Source organism: Brachybacterium phenoliresistens, from assembly GCF_039530785.1.
Taxonomy (GTDB): domain Bacteria; phylum Actinomycetota; class Actinomycetes; order Actinomycetales; family Dermabacteraceae; genus Brachybacterium; species Brachybacterium phenoliresistens.
Genome location: NZ_BAAAOW010000002.1, coordinates 168,359 through 184,433 on the forward strand (window position 1 = coordinate 168,359; position 16,075 = coordinate 184,433).

Annotated in this window: 18 protein-coding genes and 1 pseudogene; 6 read left to right on the top strand and 13 right to left on the bottom strand. The window is 72.0% G+C overall.

Annotated elements, in window-relative coordinates; genetic code table 11:
• Window positions 1-5 precede the first annotated feature (5 nt).
• The 4 genes from ABD234_RS05085 to ABD234_RS05100 form a co-directional block, all read right to left on the bottom strand.
• On the bottom strand, window positions 6-860 hold the full coding sequence (locus ABD234_RS05085) for an ABC transporter permease (RefSeq protein ID WP_344354412.1): 855 nt from the start codon (window positions 858-860) through the stop codon (window positions 6-8).
• On the bottom strand, window positions 853-1,647 hold the full coding sequence (locus ABD234_RS05090; protein WP_344354414.1) for an ABC transporter permease: 795 nt from the start codon (window positions 1,645-1,647) through the stop codon (window positions 853-855). The genes ABD234_RS05085 and ABD234_RS05090 overlap by 8 nt, the downstream gene beginning before the upstream one ends.
• Window positions 1,648-1,794: 147 nt before the next feature.
• Entirely contained in the window at window positions 1,795-2,853 is a 1,059-nt protein-coding gene (lplAB, locus tag ABD234_RS05095; RefSeq protein WP_038372586.1) for a lipoate-protein ligase LplAB, read from the bottom strand.
• 34 nt (window positions 2,854-2,887) lie between these two features.
• Window positions 2,888-4,285 carry a hypothetical protein gene (locus ABD234_RS05100; RefSeq protein WP_051486822.1) on the bottom strand — a complete coding sequence of 466 codons (1,398 nt, stop codon included), beginning with the start codon at window positions 4,283-4,285 and terminating at the stop codon, window positions 2,888-2,890.
• Between the two features lie 112 nt (window positions 4,286-4,397).
• Here ABD234_RS05100 and ABD234_RS05105 point away from each other — a divergent pair, with 112 nt between their 5' ends.
• The 6 genes from ABD234_RS05105 (at window position 4,398) to ABD234_RS05130 (ending at window position 7,143) form a co-directional block, all read left to right on the top strand.
• The gene (locus ABD234_RS05105; protein ID WP_344354417.1) at window positions 4,398-5,144 is read left to right on the top strand and encodes an MFS transporter; all 747 of its coding nucleotides are present in this window, start codon (window positions 4,398-4,400) and stop codon (window positions 5,142-5,144) included.
• Window positions 5,145-5,195: 51 nt separating this feature from the next.
• Complete coding sequence (locus ABD234_RS05110) at window positions 5,196-5,429, top strand: hypothetical protein (protein ID WP_344354418.1); 234 nt, start codon at window positions 5,196-5,198, stop codon at window positions 5,427-5,429.
• A complete protein-coding gene (locus tag ABD234_RS05115; RefSeq protein ID WP_344354420.1) occupies window positions 5,426-5,779 on the top strand; it encodes a hypothetical protein in 354 nt (117 codons plus the stop codon). Before ABD234_RS05110 ends, ABD234_RS05115 begins: the two co-directional genes overlap by 4 nt.
• Window positions 5,780-5,888: 109 nt before the next feature.
• Complete coding sequence (locus tag ABD234_RS05120; RefSeq protein WP_344354421.1) at window positions 5,889-6,278, top strand: hypothetical protein; 390 nt, start codon at window positions 5,889-5,891, stop codon at window positions 6,276-6,278.
• A gap of 26 nt (window positions 6,279-6,304) precedes the next feature.
• The gene (locus ABD234_RS05125; protein WP_344354422.1) at window positions 6,305-6,556 is read left to right on the top strand and encodes a hypothetical protein; all 252 of its coding nucleotides are present in this window, start codon (window positions 6,305-6,307) and stop codon (window positions 6,554-6,556) included.
• A 47-nt stretch (window positions 6,557-6,603) separates the two neighbouring features.
• Window positions 6,604-7,143: a hypothetical protein gene (locus tag ABD234_RS05130; protein ID WP_344354424.1), complete on the top strand. Its 540-nt coding sequence runs from the start codon at window positions 6,604-6,606 to the stop codon at window positions 7,141-7,143.
• Between the two features lie 166 nt (window positions 7,144-7,309).
• Here ABD234_RS05130 and ABD234_RS05135 read toward each other — a convergent pair whose 3' ends face one another.
• From ABD234_RS05135 to ABD234_RS05170, 9 genes and pseudogenes are all read right to left on the bottom strand, one after another.
• Window positions 7,310-7,696, bottom strand: a complete 387-nt coding sequence (locus ABD234_RS05135; protein ID WP_344354426.1) for a hypothetical protein — start codon at window positions 7,694-7,696, stop codon at window positions 7,310-7,312.
• Window positions 7,693-8,139: a hypothetical protein gene (locus ABD234_RS05140; RefSeq protein WP_344354428.1), complete on the bottom strand. Its 447-nt coding sequence runs from the start codon at window positions 8,137-8,139 to the stop codon at window positions 7,693-7,695. Before ABD234_RS05140 ends, ABD234_RS05135 begins: the two co-directional genes overlap by 4 nt.
• A 12-nt stretch (window positions 8,140-8,151) precedes the next feature.
• Window positions 8,152-8,574: a hypothetical protein gene (locus tag ABD234_RS05145; protein ID WP_344354429.1), complete on the bottom strand. Its 423-nt coding sequence runs from the start codon at window positions 8,572-8,574 to the stop codon at window positions 8,152-8,154.
• The gene (locus ABD234_RS05150) at window positions 8,574-10,415 is read right to left on the bottom strand and encodes a peptidoglycan-binding protein (RefSeq protein WP_344354430.1); all 1,842 of its coding nucleotides are present in this window, start codon (window positions 10,413-10,415) and stop codon (window positions 8,574-8,576) included. Before ABD234_RS05150 ends, ABD234_RS05145 begins: the two co-directional genes overlap by 1 nt.
• A 77-nt stretch (window positions 10,416-10,492) precedes the next feature.
• A complete protein-coding gene (locus ABD234_RS05155) occupies window positions 10,493-11,101 on the bottom strand; it encodes a hypothetical protein (RefSeq protein ID WP_344354432.1) in 609 nt (202 codons plus the stop codon).
• 10 nt (window positions 11,102-11,111) lie between these two features.
• The gene (locus tag ABD234_RS05160) at window positions 11,112-11,336 is read right to left on the bottom strand and encodes a fibronectin type III domain-containing protein (protein ID WP_344354434.1); all 225 of its coding nucleotides are present in this window, start codon (window positions 11,334-11,336) and stop codon (window positions 11,112-11,114) included.
• A gap of 247 nt (window positions 11,337-11,583) precedes the next feature.
• Window positions 11,584-12,468, bottom strand: a pseudogene (locus ABD234_RS19175) (sialate O-acetylesterase); the annotation flags it as partial.
• 72 nt (window positions 12,469-12,540) lie between these two features.
• On the bottom strand, window positions 12,541-14,013 hold the full coding sequence (locus ABD234_RS05165; protein ID WP_344354436.1) for an SGNH/GDSL hydrolase family protein: 1,473 nt from the start codon (window positions 14,011-14,013) through the stop codon (window positions 12,541-12,543).
• Window positions 14,010-15,992 (bottom strand): hypothetical protein, encoded by a 1,983-nt coding sequence (locus ABD234_RS05170; protein ID WP_344354437.1) that lies wholly within the window; start codon window positions 15,990-15,992, stop codon window positions 14,010-14,012. Before ABD234_RS05170 ends, ABD234_RS05165 begins: the two co-directional genes overlap by 4 nt.
• Between the last annotated feature and the right edge of the window lie 83 nt (window positions 15,993-16,075).

The window sequence follows — 16,075 nt, forward strand, 5'->3', positions numbered from 1 at the left end:
GGCGCTCATCCGCCGGCCCCCGTGTAGCGGCGCACGCCCGCGCGCCACAGCAGCAGCGCGAGCATCCAGGCCAGCAGCGCGACCGGCAGCCCCAGCCAGCCGGCCCACGTCGGCACGAGCATCGGACCCGGCAGGTCCAGCAGGACCAGGGTCGGGGCGTAGGCGACCAGGGAGGCGGGGATGACGAAGGTGAACAGCGCCCGCATCGGCAGCGCGAACACGGCGGCGGGGTTCTGGGCGACGTAGTTGCCGCCGTAGGTGAAGGCGTTGGCGAACTCCCGGCCGTCGATCAGCCAGAACTGCAGCGCCCCGGCCATCACGAACAGGGCGGAGAAGATCCCGCCGCCGATCACCGGCGCGAGGATCGCGAGCACCATCGTCGCGGGGGTCGGGTCGAACCCCGCCAGGACCAGCGCCGTGATGTACATGGCGATGCCGACCACGAAGCGGCCCAGGCGGCGCAGGGACAGGTCCAGGCTGGAGATCTGCAGCAGCAGCGGCACCGGGCGCACCAGCAGCGTCTCCAGCTTCCCGGAGCGGATGTAGGTCGAGAGGCCGTCGATCTCCCCGAAGGCCAGGTCCGCGATGGCGAACGCGGCGGAGGCCAGCCCGAAGACCACCATCACCTGCACCAGGGTGAGCCCGCCGAAGGTGTCCACGTGCCCGAGGATCACCCACAGCTCGAGGAACTCGATGATCGACAGGAGCGCCTGGCTGCCGGCATCGGCCGTGAAGCTCGCGCGGTAGGAGAGCTGGGCGCGGATCCGCGAGCCGTAGAGGGTGCGGACCATCGCCAGGGTGCTCGGCCGGAGGTCGTCGGCGGCCGCGGGGACGGGGGGAGCCGGACGCGGATCAGCCACCCTGCACCTCCAGCGAACGGGTGCCGGCCCGGACCATGGCCTGCGCGACGAGGGCGAGGATCCCGACCCACAGGACCTGCAGGCCGATCCCGACCAGGGCCGCGGCCGGGGTGATGCGCCCTGAGAGCGCGTCGATCGGCGTCTGCACCATCGAGGGGAACGGGGTGATGCGGGCCAGGGACTCGAGCCAGGACGGGAACCAGGTGATGGGGATGAGGAAGCCCGACAGCAGGTTCATCACGACCATGTAGAGGGTCTGGAAGCCGCGCATCTCGACCAGCCAGAAGGCGGAGAGGTTCACGATCGCATCGGCCAGGAAGGACACCAGGATCGCCAGCGCCACCGAGAGGATCCCCAGCGGGTAGGACCACGGCGACTCCGGCAGGGCCAGCCCGGTCACGAGCGCGCCCACCAGCAGCGGCGGCAGCCCCCGCCCGAGCAGCAGGAAGCCGGCGCGCCCCACCTTCTGGGCCAGGTGCACCGCCAGCAGGGGAGCGGGGCGCAGCAGGTCCACGGCGATCTCTCCGGTGCGCACGCGCTCGCCGATGGTGCGGGTCCCGAACGCCTCGATGGGGGCCAGCAGCGCCTGGCCCAGCCACACGTAGGTGGCGGCCTGCAGGGCGGTGTACCCGCCGATCTCCTGCCCGGACGCGTCCAGCGCGGCCAGCAGGATCGAGACGCGGATCAGCCCGAAGACGGAGTTCGTGAACACTCCCGCGGCGGTCGCGACGCGGTAGGTGGAGTACTGCCGGAAGGTCGCGGCGGCGAGGGTTCCGTAAGCAGGCACTCGTGCGACAGTACCGGCCGGGGAGGGGGCGCACAAGAGATGCGACGAATCCGTGCGACCTGGCCGCCCGGGAGGTCCGATGCGTCCTGATCGTCCTGTTCCGCGACCCGGCGCGCGGACCGGCGGCGCCCCGGGGCGGCCGGCGGCTCAGGGCACGCGGGCAGTCCATTCCGGGGTCGAGAACTTCGTGCGCACGAGCTCCTCGGCCCTCTCGAGCTCGGCGGCCGTGTACGCGGACTCGCGGGTGGCGTAGCGGGAGCGGAAATGGTCCAGGAACCCGGCGATGATCGCGTCCCGCGGCAGGCCCGTCTGCGAGCGCATCGGGTCGACCCGCTTGACGGCGCTGCGGGTGCCCTTGTCCGAGAGCTTCTCCTTGCCGGTGCGCAGCACCTCGCCCATCTTCTCCGCGTCGATGTCGTAGGACATGGTCACGTGGTGCAGCAGCACGCCGCCGGCGAACCGGCGCTGGGCGGCGCCGCCGATCTTGCCCTGCTCGGAGGCGATGTCGTTCAGCGGCACGTAGCGGGCCCTCACGCCGATCTCCGCCAGGGCGCCCATCACCCAGTCGTCGAGGTAGGCGTAGGCCTGCTCGAAGCTGAGGCCCTCCACCAGCGCGGTCGGGACCACCAGGGAGTAGGTGATGCAGTTGCCGGGCTCCATGAACATGGCCCCGCCGCCGGTGATGCGCCGCACCACGCCGATCCCGTGGCGGGCCGCGCCCTCCGGGTCGACCTCGTTGCGCAGCGACTGGTAGGAGCCGATGACCACCAGGGGCGAGTCCCAGTCCCAGATCCGCAGCAGCGGCGGCCGGCGGCCGGCGGCGACCTCGAGCGGCAGCACCTCGTCGAGGGCCACGTGCATCACCGGCGCCATGGTGACCGCCGGGATCACGTCGAAGACGAGGTCCTCCCAGCTGCTGGCACGGCCCAGGGCGCGGCGGGCGGCGATCGCGACGGCGCGGGCGTCGAAGCCGATCATCCGTACCGGCTCGGGCCGGGCGGCCAGGCGCTCCTCGATCCGGGCGGCGAGCTCGTCCACCCCGGCATCGGCCGGGGCGCCCTGCAGGGCTCCGGCGATGTCCTCGAGGGCGTCGTCGGGCTCGAGGAAGAAATCCCCGTAGACGTGGGCGGCGACGATCGCGCCGTCGCCGGTCCCGACGTCGACGGCCACGAGCTTGCCGCCGCGGACCTTGTACTCGCCGTGCATCCTCGGCTCCTGATCGCTCATCGTCCTGCTCCTCTCAGCGCGCCGCGGCGGAGCCGGCCGCCAGGGTCGCCAGCGTCCGCTCGATCTCCGGCGTCCCGCCGAGGGCGGCCGGCGCCCCGCGCTCGCGCCGCCCGCGGGCGGCGATCGTCAGGGAGAACAGCGCCTTGTGGACCTCCCAGACGTACTCGGAGGTGGACTGGTTCTTCTGCGGGGCGATCGAGTAGGACTCGCGGGGGAGGTCCTCCGTGGCCTCGCGGGTCACGCGCGGCGTCAGCGACCGCCAGCGGTTCCGGCCGCCCACGCCGATCCGGTAGACGGGGCCGTCGGGGTCGGTGATGAGCACCAGCCGCAGCGCGAGGGAGCGCCCGGTGACCACCGGCTGGCTGCGGGCGGGGGCCGGTTCGAAGCCGAGCTCGCGCAGCAGCGCCGGGTTCAGCAGCGACCACAGCAGGCGCCGCGCGCCGTCCAGCTCCGCCGAGGCGGTGCGGCCGATGATCTCCGGGTCGGGCGCCGGCGGGTGCGTCTGCGTGCGCCAGGACGGCCGGCGGGCCATGCGGGCCAGCAGCTCCTCGGCCGCGGACCGCTCGTCCTCGCCGTCGAGGGCGCCCAGCGGCAGCGGGGCGATCACGGAGCCGGCGCGGACGAGATGCGTGGGCACCCCGCCCTCGACCTCGCCGAACTGCAGCCCGATGCGGCCGCGGGAGTCGCCGGCCTGCAGGCGGGGCTCGCGCAGGGAGGCCTGCGTCGAGAAGCGGGGCGAGACGCCCAGCAGCACGCGGCAGGCGTGGTGGAAGACCTCCAGGTGCGCCTGCATCTCGGCGGCCAGCTCGGGGCTGCGCAGGAGCTTGCGCGGGTTCAGCGGCAGCTGCACCACCGGCTGCCCGGCGGTGCGCCCCATCTCGCCGATGGTCCGCCACAGCTCGGCGTGGTCCGGATCGGCCTTGGGCAGCTTCCGGGCGATCCGCTCCCAGCTGGACTCGACCACCCGCTCGGCGCCCGGTCCCGCGTACCGGGGAAGATCCGAGGAGCGGGAGACGAGCACCAGGCGGCTGCGCGGCGAGTCGCCGAGCCGGGGCAGGAGCTGCTCGATGCGCCGCGCCGCGCCGCGGCCGTCCCCGTCCAGGACCACGGCGATGATCGCGCCGTCGTCGGCGCCCTCGCGCGGCGGCAGCAGTCGGGCGACGAGGTCCGGGGCCGAGGGGTCCAGGTCCGGCTCGGCGAGGATGCTGCCGCTGGCCTCGCCGGTGCGGGCGATGCTGCCCAGGAAGGCGCGGCGGCTGGTGGGGGACATCGCCACGAACTCGACCATGTGGCGCAGCAGCGCCATGAACAGGGGGCCGCGCTCCGTCCGCGTGCCGGGGATCCGGGCATCCACGACGCGGTCGTACGCGTAGGACATCATCGGGCCGACGGTCGCGTAGGTGCGTGCCATGTTCCTCCTCGTGCGGCGCGCCGCGGGTCGCGCGGCGCGGCCCCATTCTCTCCCATCGCCGGGACCGCGCGCCGCACGTGAGGCACGTCACCTCGCGGCCTAGGATGCCCTCATGCTCGACATGACGATGAGACTGCGCCTGTCCACGATGCTGTTCCTCGAGTTCTTCGTCTGGGGTGCCTGGTTCGTCACCCTCGGCACCTACCTCGCCGTGGAGCTCGAGGCGACCGGCAGCCAGATCGCCCTGGCCTTCCTCACCCAGAGCCTCGGCGCGATCCTCGCCCCCTTCATCGTCGGCCTCATCGCGGACCGCTTCTTCTCCGCCCAGAGGATCCTCGGCGTGCTGCACGTCGTCAGCGCCGTGATGCTCTTCCTCGCGGGCCGCCAGGACTCCTTCGGGGCGTTCTTCGTCTGCGCGCTGCTGGCGATGATCGCCTTCATGCCCACCCTCGCGCTGGTCAACTCCATCTCCTTCCGGCGCATGGAGAGCCCCGAGAAGCAGTTCCCCGGGGTGCGGCTGTTCGGGACCGTCGGCTGGATCGTGGCGGGGCTGCTGATCGGCTGGCTCGGCTGGGAGGGCGGGGAGCGGCTCGAGCTGACCTTCGTCATGGCCGCGCTCGGCTCGGCGGCGCTCGGCGTGTACGCCTTCACCCTGCCGGACACCCCGCCCCACGGGCGCGGGGAGCGCCCCACCGTGCGCGACGTCCTCGGGCTGGACGCCCTGGCCCTCCTGAGGAGCCGCTCCTACCTGGTGTTCTTCATCGCCTCCGTGCTCATCTGCATCCCGCTGGCGTTCTACTACAACTTCACGAACGTGAAGACCCACCAACGGAGAGCCATCCTCGTCCTCGCAGCCTGATCAGCCCCACCCCCTTTTCGAACGTCCGTTCGACGGTGCACACTGCCGGACATGAACAGGATCCACCACGACCGCCGCGGCGTGCGGCGGGTCATCGTCAGCGACGACCAGGCCCGCAACCTCGCCGAGCTGGATGCCCAGCACGACGAGCTCGACCGCTTCCTCGCCTCGCACGACCTCACCGGCTGCGCGACGCCGGAGCCGAGGGAGATGGACGAGCTCGACGCCGCGGCCGAGGCTGCCGGAGAGGAATCCCAGGACCCCGGCGACTGGGAGCCGGCATGAGCTTCACCGGCCTCGGCCTCGGCGAGTACCGCGCGCACACGACGGCGCAGCACGTCGTGCATGGAGTCGTCATCGGCTACCGGCTCACGCTCCGCCGCGCGCCGCTGGTGGAGACGACGCACTCCGAGCTGGACGCGACGCTGCCGCCGGGCCGGATTCGGGTGGCGGCCGGGGAGCACGAGCTGATCATCTGCTCGATGGCCTGGGACGGCCGCTGGGACGAGCTGGACGGCCACGTCCGGGGATGGATCCTCGAGCACGTCGACCTGCGTGGAGTGCCCCTCACAAGCACGCGCCGCCGCGACCCCCTGTGGCGGGCGGCGTGGCGGGATGCGAACCCCTGGGCTTAGGTCACGAATCAGTCTCGGTCCCAGCACGTTCTATACGGGGGTTGCATCGCGCCTTAACGGGGGTATAGAGTCGACTCATCGAGCCGACCACCCCAGGGGGACAGCAGCCATGACCGCCACCACCGCCCAGATCAGCTTCATCCGCACCCTGCAGGACGAGAAGGCCCACCGCGTCCTCCCCACCGACAGCTTCGAGGCGTTCGCCGCCGCGCACGTTGGCCCCCGATTCGCCGGTGACCCCCGGACCCTCCCCATCGACCTCGACACCGCCGCGTTCGACTGGCACCGCGGGGACGAGAGCATCATGGACGCCGCGTTCGAGGGCGTCGACATGGCTGACCGCGCCGCGGTGCGTGCCGCCCGCCAGACCGCCCGCGAGGCACAGCGTCGCGCCTACTTCGAGGGCTACAAGGCCCTCGTCGCCCGCATCTTCGCCGACCCGACCGACCTGAGCAAGGCCGAGGCGAGCGAGGTCATCGACGCCCTCAAGTCCTTCTGACCCCCACCCACGACAGGACCCCCATCATGGAACCCCACGTCCTCCACGCCACCCACGACCGCGTCCGCGCCGCCTACGGCGCTGCGATCGACGCGAACTACCTCCGCGGCCGAGCCGCCTATGAGCGTCTCGCGCGCCTCGCCACGTACGCCGAGCTGCTCAGCACGATCGCCTACGCCCACGTCGACTCCGCGGAGGCGAAGCTGCTCGCCGACCACATCACCCAGATCGCCGCCAAGATCCGCGAGATTGCCGACGCCCACCTCGCCCACCTCTGACCACCCCGGGCCGGGCCCCTCGCCCCGCCCAACCCCAGGAGCATCCCGTGAACCGCACCGAGAAGGTCACCGCCCGCATCGAGGCCGCGCTCGACAGCACCGACCCCGTCGTCACCGGCCCCACCATCGAGTGGGCCCTCGCCATCGACCCGTCCGACCCGGACGGCAAGCGCCGCGGAGTGGTCGTCGCGGAGGATGGGCGGATCATCGCCCACACCCGACACCACGGCGCCCCCGTCGCCGCGACATACATCGAGCAGGCCGATGCCGTCGGCCTCGCCAGCACCGTGCTCGACATGAACCTCGGCACGCTCGCGCGGCACGCCGGCGGGCCCGTCCGGCACATCACCTACAGCGACGCCATCGCGCCTGTCACGGGTGCGCTGCCCCGCACGGACGCCGAGCGGGAACTGGTGGCCGTGAATGCTCGCCTTCAGCGCCTCGAGCAGGAGCGGCAGCGGGTCGTCGGCCAGCGACGGGCCGCGCGGGCCCGCGTCCTGGACGAGGGCGGCACCAACGCGCGCGTGGCCCGGCTGCTCGGCGTGACGGACGCCGCGGCGGCGAAGATCGCGAAGGGAGGGTCCTGATCGTCGGGGCCCCATGCCACACTCAGCCCGGACGCACGAAAGCGCCCCACCTCCCGCAGGAGGTGGGGCGCTTCGCTGTGCCGGCTCAGGGCTGGTCGTCGTCCGAGGTCGTGGGCTGCACGAGCTGGCGGACCGCGCCGGCCTCGGCCCGGGCGATCAGCGCCGTCTAGCGGGCCTCCGTCGCGTCCTTCGCGATCCGGTACTGGGCCCGGGCGAGTTCAGAGACCGACGGCTCGGGCGTCGTGCCGTCGGGGATCGCGTAGCCCAGGGCTCCGTACAGCACGCGGGCGAGCACGAGGACGGCGGCGATCGACAGGAGCACGGCCGACACCGCCTCGATCACGCTCTCCGGGACGCCGGCGATCAGGCCGAGCACGAGGGCGGCGAGCGCGCCGAGGACGGCCGAGATGGCCAGGGCGACGAGCTGCGTGCGCTGCTTGGTCCAGCGCTGCTGCTTTGCGGCCTGCGTGAGGCCGACGGAGAGCACGGCGGCGATGGTGAGGATCGCGCCGATGGGGGTCAGGTCGGCGAGAAGGGCGATGGCTTCGGTCATGATGGGTCCTTTCCGAGGAACGGCAGGTGTTCGAGGATGTAGGCGAGGATCGCCTCGGGGCTGTCGGGGGGCTTGCGGCGGAGCCGGTTCACCACGCCGGCGATGACGGTGCGGAAGGTCCGGTTCTCCTCGGCGAGCTCCTGGTGTGCGGTCTCGAGGTCGGCGATGCGAGCCCGGTCCTGCTCCCGCTCGGCCGCGGCGCGGGCCCGGTCCTGCTCCCGCTCGGCCGCGGTGCGGGTGAGCTCTCTGTCCATCCGCTCCATGGCGCGCTCCATCCGGATGAAGGCGGACTCCTCGCGGGCGTCATCGCGGGCCGCGGCCTGTGCCGCGGTCTCCGTCCGCCGAAGCTCTCGCGTGGACTGCCACTCCGTCCAGACCTTGAACCCCGCCACCAGGCCGCTCGTGCCGAACAGCGCGCCGATGATCGTGCCGACGATGGTCATGGGCTCCATCCGTCACCTCCGCGCCAGGTCGTCGATCCGCCTGATGCGTCGGTCGATGATGTGGAGGGCGACGAGACGGGCGGCGATGTAGCAGCCGAGGCTCACCAGCAGCAGGGCACGGGGCCCGGACCCGGGGGAGCCGGTGACGACCTGCTCCCAGGAGAGGTAGCAGTACAGGCCGACGCCGCCGCCGAGGAAGTACAAGCCGGGCAGCTCGAGGCGGTACTGGCGAAGGGCGTGGCCGGCGACGGCGAGGCTCGCGCCGAGCACCAGGAAGATCCCCCACGCGAGAGTCAGGGCGAGGCCGAGGCCCTGGTACGACTTCGGAGGGTCGGTGAGGACCCACACCCCAGCCCCGGCGGCGGCGACCCCGCCGACGAGCATGAAGGCCTGCCACAGCCGGGACCTGGGGACGGGGTACGGGGAGGACAGCATCAGATGCCCGCCTTCGCGATGCGCGCCGCGGCCACGCCCTTGTCGGCGTCCGTGAACAGCAGCGGATGCTCGTTGAGCATGACCTGGAAGCGGGTCGACAGCTGGTCACCCCATCCGCCGCGGTCGACGGTCGCGCCGAGGTACGCCTCGAGCGCGCGCACGATCACGCTGCGCGGGCCCTGGTGGCCGGGGTCGTGATCCCAGATCCCGGGGACGATCGCGTTGCCGACCTCCTCTGCGCGGCGCGGCTGGTCGGAGATCTCGCTGTACGCCGGCAGGCCGAGGAAGTCGCACAGCGCGGCGAGGTCGCCGGCGCCGAGGCGACCGTCTACGGGCCGGCCCAGGCGCCGCTGCACCTCGGAGTGCGTCGCCTCGCCGTACCGGCCGTCGACCTCGAGCTCGGTGTGGCCGCGCAGCGCGGCGAGGGTGTCGGGGCCGGCGATGCCGTCGACGGTGAGGCCGGCCTGCTGCTGGAAGGCGCGCACGGCCGCGTAGGTCGCGGCGCCGTACCCGCCGTCCACACCCCATCGGCCGAGATCCTGCCCGGCCGAGAGGAGCAGCTGCTGGATCTCGCGGACCTCGTCCCGGGACATCGTCTGCACCCGCGGGGAGGACTCCCACGGCTTCATCGGCTCGGTCGGGGCGATCGCCGTGGTGTCGGGCAGGACCACGGCCTCGCCGCGCGCGAGGCGGTCCAGGACGTCCAGCAGCTCCTTGTACCGGCCCGGGCAGGAGGTGGCGGTGAAGGCGTCGTGCGGGGCCAGCGGGAGGTCCTTGCCGGCGAGCGCTCGGCGCTCCTTGATGCGGGCGGCCGCGGTGCGGATCGTGAGCTCGTCGGCCTCGGGGCGGAGCTCGTAGCTGTAGGTGTCCAGGTTCGCCTGGGCGTCGCCCGTCGACCAGGTCCCGTCCTCCATGTCCGCGAGGACCGCGACCTGGCTGCCGGCGATCACCTCGTGCGCGGAGCTGGACTCGTTGCCGTTGCCGTCGGCCACCAGCCACTCGACGACGTTCTCGAAGCGCTGCCCATCGGCGCCCCAGCAGTGGATCACGATCGTGTCCAGCTCGCCGGTCAGGCCCCGACGGACATCGACCCGGCCCGGGCGCAGGTTCCGGGTCTGGTGCCGCTCGAGGTCGTAGTCGTCGTTCAGGACGACCGCGCGCGGCAGCGCCTCCGGGACCTCGACCGCGGCATCGGCGCCGAGCATCGCCGCCTTCGTCGCCGGGCCGACCTTGCCGTCGGCCTCGAGGCCATGCTCGGCCTGCCAGGCCCGGACCTTCGCGACGGTGCCGGTCCCGATCTTGTCGTCGACTTCGGCGCCCACGATGCGCTGCACCCAGGCGTGATCGAGAGCGCCCTCGTCGCGATGCTGGTCCGCGGACGGGAAGTAGGTGAAGTGCCAGGGCTCGCCGTTGCGGCGACCCTCCTCCCACGACCAGCCGTACTCGCGGCCGCGGCTCTGCATCCACGCCTGGATCGGGCCGGGGTGCAGGTCGATCGCCGTGCCGGTGCCATGGTTCGACAGGCCGGGGGTGGCCGTGTTCGGCGCCCCGGCCTTCTTCACCCAGCGGCGGCCCTGGTAGATCCGGTCCGAAGAGTGGACCTTCCGAGTGCCGGTGGTCCGGGTGTAGTTCCGGCGCAGCATCGCCTCCTGCTCGGCGAGGCTGCGGTAGGCGTCCCAGATCTGGAAGTTCACGCCGGTGTCGGCGACGGCGCGGGCCATCGCCCGGGACAGGGACGCCGCAGCGTCCTCGCGAAGGAACTCATCCCGGCCCTGGTTCGACCAGGACGTCGGGAGAGCGGTCAGATCCGCGGCCTTCAGGCGGCCGTTGCTGCTCGCCATGGTGATGCTCCGATCTCCCGCGGGCGCGCGGGCATGACGAAGGCCCCGGCGAGCGCCGGGGCCCTCTCGGGGTGGGGTCAGACGGTGAAGCTGATGTCGCGGATCGTGGAGCCCTGGGCGTTGTTGTAGAAGCCGTGCCGGGTCGCCACCTGGTTGTGGGTGTCCGAGGCGGTGATCCGCTGGACCCCGTTGATGTGGACGGCGATGCTGGGGCCGTCGAGGACGATCCGGAGCACGTCGCCCGCGGCGGGCGTGACGCCTGCCGCTGCGCCGAGGAGCGTGACTGCGCCGCCGATGAACCGCTGCAGCCGGTACTCGGCGCCCTGCGCGTCGACGAGCCGGTAGTAGTTGCCGATGTCGGTGGCGCGGAACACCGCGCCGTGCTGGGCGCTCGCGCCGCGGGTGCCCATCGTCAGCTCGAGCGTGCCGTCGGCGGCCTCGGCGTCGACGGTGGCGAGGGTGTGGCCGGCGGTGTCGGAGCGGTACGCGTACCCCTCGCCGTTGGTGACGCCGTGGGCGAACGTCCCGGACTGCGTCCACACGGACCAGGAGCGGCGGGGCATGCCCTCGGTGTCGCCGAGGCTGGCGGCATCGGGGCGGGTGAAGGTGTCGGCGAAGCCTTTCACGCCGAGGGACGGCAGCCCGGAGGCGGTGAAGCTGCCGGGGATGACGGTGACCAGAGTCAAGGGGGCCTCCTCAGGCGGTGACCGGGGTGGATTCCCCGGCCTCGTTGATCGTGGTGACGCGGACGCGGACTGGCGTGGACGCGGTGATGGTGGCGCTGGTCGCGAGCGCAGGGCTGTGGGTCACGCCTGCGGTGGACCATGTGGTGCCGTCCGTGCTGTGCTCGATCCGGTAGCCGGTGACGCGGCACCATGCGGGATCCCAGGTCACGGTCACCGTGTCTCCCTCGTGGCGCATGCGCACGTTCTCCGGGCCGATCGGGGCGGTGCCGGCAACGTTGAACGATGCGCGGCGCAGCGCGTCGAAGAACGCCGGGCCGATGTAGTCCCACGCCCGCGTGGAGAGGTGGGTCTGATCGCCGGGGTTGTGCAGGCCCCGCGGCGACGGCGCGAACGCCGTCCGCTCGACGCGGGCGGGGGTCTGCTGGTGGGCGGCATCGATGGTGACGTGCGTGGCCCCCCCCCTGCCGGTCCGGGGACATCTGTCCGACCACGAACGGCACTTCGGGGGCGTCGAGCTCGGTGCGCAGCCACGCGATCAGGCCGTCGAGCTTGGACGCGTAGATGTCCGCGATCGCCCCGTCACCTTCGCCCTGGTGCCAGAGGATCCCGACCAGGCGTGCGCCCGGCCCCGCCGCGGCCAGAGCCGCCTGCGTCTGCCGGACAGCGTTCACGGCGAGGTTCGTGCCGTCGTCGGGGGCGGTCCAGTCCCACGTGCCTCCCTGTGCGGGGGCGCTCGTGGAGAAGCCGGTCGCGCCGTACGCGGAGGGGACGAGGAGGACACGGCGGCCGGGATGCTCCTGCCGGTACCGGCGGGCGAACGGGATCGGGAACCCCGTCCCGCTCGTGGACGTGACCGGCCCCTGGTGCAGCAGAGGCTCAGTCGCAGGGATGATCTGGCCGGCTTCGGCCTTGTTCAGGGCGGGGAACTGGTCGACACCCGGCCACGGATCGCGGGTCATGATCGGCCGGCCTTGGCCCTTCGCGTTGGACTGGCCGATCACGAGGACCACGTCGTACGGGTACGCGGTGCCGCCGCCGACGTAGAGCGTGCCGTCGGGGCGGATGCCGAGAGCGACTCGGCCGCCCTCGTCGGCGATAGCCCACGCCCAGTCGGCGGTCTCGATGTTCTGCAGCTGGCCCGCGATCTCGGGAGCGACGATGCCGGGGGTGTCGGGGTGCGGGACCAGCCAGGTGCGACCCTCGGCGTCGACGGCGCGTGAGATGCGCCCCTGGTCGTCAACCTCCGCTGCGCGCCAGGTCTCATCGGTGTCGAGCACTCGGGGGGAGTGCGCGGTGAGCTCCTCGACGTGGGCCTCCGCGGTGCTCGGGAGGTGCCCGTCCGGGGTGAGTGCGTGGATCCGGGTCATGCTGCTCCTGTCTGGGCATGCGAAAGGCCCCTGTGCCGCAGCAGCAGGGGCCTTTCGCTGGAGGAAGGCGGGTCAGGCGACCTCGTAGACGCCGTCTCCGAGGTACGTGACGGCGGGCGTGACGATCGGCCGGGCGATCGCGTCGGCGAGGCGCTTGTACCCGGCGCTGGTGAGGTGGACGCCGTCAGCGTCGATCGCCGGGTCGAGGTTCTCGTCGTCGGACGAGACCGCGGCCGCGAACGCGAAGACGTCCCGGACGAGCCCGCTCTCGGGGAGCCAGGTGTTCACCTGCCGGCGGACGGTCTCGAACGTCGATCCCGCGGGCTGGTTGGTGCGCGGGAGGATAGTCGCAGCGAACACGCTCGAAGTGATCTGCCGCTTGATCTGGCTGACCGTGTCGGCGATCCGGGTCTGCATGTCCGCGAACGTGATGCCGGCCTCGGAGAGGTCGTTGGAGCCCATGCAGTAGACGAGCGCGTCGGGCGCCGCGATATCCCATCCGTACAAGCCCCACTTCTGCTGGGCACTCGCGGGCCAGTTCACGGCCTTGTCGCCGGAGTGCGACCAGTGCGCCGGCACCGCGCCGTTCTCCCGGGCCCACTGGTCGATCCAGGAGTCGACGACCGGGCGGGACGAGGACACCCCGGACGACAGCGAGTCACCGAACGCGGCGACGACCGGGGTGGAGGCGGGGACCTCGACCTCGAGCCAGCCGAACATTGGAGGGGTGTTGTCCTTCGCGCCGTTCGTCCAGCCGGTGCCGATGCACCGCTGGATGGTGCCTGTCGACGACCACGAGTAGCGGACAGCGACGTCCTGGCCCCGCCATGCCTCGGGCACCGCGACCCACCCGGAAGCGTACTCGGTGGGGCCCTCGGCGGGGAGCGGCGTCCAGGCGGCGGAGCCGCCGGCCCCGTTGTGCAGGCCGATCGCGGTCGCGGTGATCTGGACGGCCGGGCTGTCGGCCATGGCATAGCGGGGGTTCCAGTTCCGCAGGTGCAGCTGCACGCGCTCGGCCGTCGCTGGCATGTGCTGCACGACGACCGTGGTCCCCGACCCGGTGGTCTGTGCTCCCCCATACCCCAGCGTCAGCGCTAGCGGCGCAGACTTGAACCCGCCCCCCGAGGCGGTTCTGAGCATGCGCTCAGTCTGCCCCGCGCCTCCACCGATCCGGGTCCAGTTCGTCCAGGCTGTGCTCAGTTCGTTACGAATCCAGAGCTGTGCGTCACCGGAGACGCGGGGGATCCACAGCTGGGTTCCCGCGCCCGTACCGAACTGGAAGCTGCCGAGCACGCCGAGAGTGGCGTTCGGCAGGCCCAGCGCCTGCGCCGTGTCGCCGTTCCACACCGAGTAGAAGTTGTTCTCGAGCGTGTCGAGGTCCGAGGTGGGCGACAGCGAGGGGAGGTTGAATCGGATCACGCCGAGCAGGAGAGCAAGCAGCTTCGCATCCACCGCGACGGCCAGCTTCTCGATGTCCTCATGGGTGAGGACGGAGTTCGTGCCCTCAGGGAAGGGGAATCCGTAGTTGATCGTGCTGCCCGTCATGGGGATCCTTCCAGGGGGTCAGCGACGAAGTCGCTGTAGGTGAGAGCCGACCAGGCAGCTGCCAGGCCGGCGTAGTTCGACGGTGCCCACGCCGCGGCGAGATCCTCGTAGGTGACGGGGCGGATGGTCGTCGCGGAGATCACGCGCACCGCGACCTTCTGGGCCGCGCCCTTCTGGTGGGTCTCGGACAGGGAGGCGATGACGGCGCGCAGCTCGATGCCGAGCCGCTCCGACCGGACTGTGATCACGTCGCCGATCTGCCGGCGCGGGTCGTACACCAGGCCCATGTCCGTGATCGTCGGCGTCGGTGCGAGGACCTGGCCGGCGAGGAAGTCGGCGAGGCGCTGCGCGACGGAGCCGCCGTCGAAGAACGCCCCGCCCCAGTAGCCGAGGTCGTGCTCGAGGATCGGCGCTGCCGCCAGGCCACCGGTCACGGTGTGCTTCTCGTCGATCCACTCGCCGCGGCCGAAGCCGCGCACGACCGGCAGAGGATCGGACCGGAGGTACGGCTTGATCGCGGCGCTGTTCGGGGAGGTCGCGGTGTTGCCTTCCGCGCCCGATGGCATGCCGTTGACCTGGTGGGTGATGATCAGCGAGTCGGCATACTTGTTGCTGGACGTCACCGTCACCGACGAGCTCGTGGTCGGGATCTCCTCGCCGGACGCGTCGCTGTACCAGATGCCCGCATAGGTGCCGAGACGGGCGTTGTAGGCACCCCAGTTCGTGTCGTCGAGCTTCCGCACCGTCCGGTCCACCCCGAACCAGCACTCGTCCCCCTCGGGGGTCACGAACGTCTCGAGCTGGTCGCCGTTCAGCAGCCGAGTCGCGGCGCCTCGCCACAGCTCCTGCGCGGCCCACTGCGATCGGGAGATCACCGGGGACTTCCAGGCGACGACGACGCTGGACCGCGCCGAGAGCAGCGAGTCCTCCCACTCGAGGGAGGTGATGTCGTCGAGCGTGGTCACGGTCTGCACCGGCGCACCGGAGCGCAGGACGTCCGAGGGGGTGAGCACCAGCGTGCCCGTCTCGTCCCACCAGGACGCCGTCAGCGTCGAGGTGAGGATCTCGTCGACCAGATCCCGGACGGACCGCTGCCGGAACGCGGGGGACATGTCCATCGTCGACACCATCGGCGAGGGCGTGAACTTCATGGCCGGTACGAAGCCGAGCGACGCGAACTCGCGGGCCGTGGTGTTGGGGTGGGAGACCTGCACCCCAGCGATCCGGGCCTCGTCTACGGACACGTCGACGCGCGACATGGTCCCTGCTGGGACCTCCTGTGTGCCCGTGGCCTCGACCCCGTTCGATGCACGGATCCTCCACGTGGAGCCCTTCACGAGGAGTGTGACGATCTCCGCGCCAGCGCGAGCACCCGCGGACAGCACCGCGACCGTGGAGTTCGCGTTCGTGCTCGCGACGACGTTCTGGTTCGGATTCAGCCGCAGCTCGACGTAGTTCCCGCCCCCGTAGTAGGCGCGGATCGAGGCGCGCGCGTCCGTCTGCGACGGCGGCTCACCGATGACCATCGTGATCTGCACCGGCGTCGTGGACGGCTCGGCGAGCCGCGGGATGTACGACGCCCGCAGGCGCGCCGCCGCGTACCCCCACGGTGCGGGGTAGAAGGTCGCGTGCGTGCCCACCGTCATGCCCTGCGCCGTGTCCACGGACCCGCCCTCTGGCCAGACCGTGCCCTGCAGCGGGACCGACAGAGCACCCGGGCCCTCCGCCGGCGGGACGTTGCAGATCCCGGCCGAGCGGAGCGCCCCGACCAGCGGCACCCAGTGCGACAGGCTGATCGACCGGTACGGCCCGCCGGCCAGCCGCGGCGTCATGTGCCGGAGCAGCGCCTCGTGCGTGAACGTGCCGGCGATCCGATCGCGGTGGTCGATGATCTTGGACCGGTACCCGCCAGCCGCGTCCCCGCTCGTGCTGTCGATGACGCCGGTCCAGCGGGTCCAGGTGGTGGTGCCGTCAGACACCCGCACCTGCACCGGATCACCGGACGACGGCGGCCACTGCCCGACCTTCGCCCATGGCGAGACCGGCCGGTCCTCGACCGGCT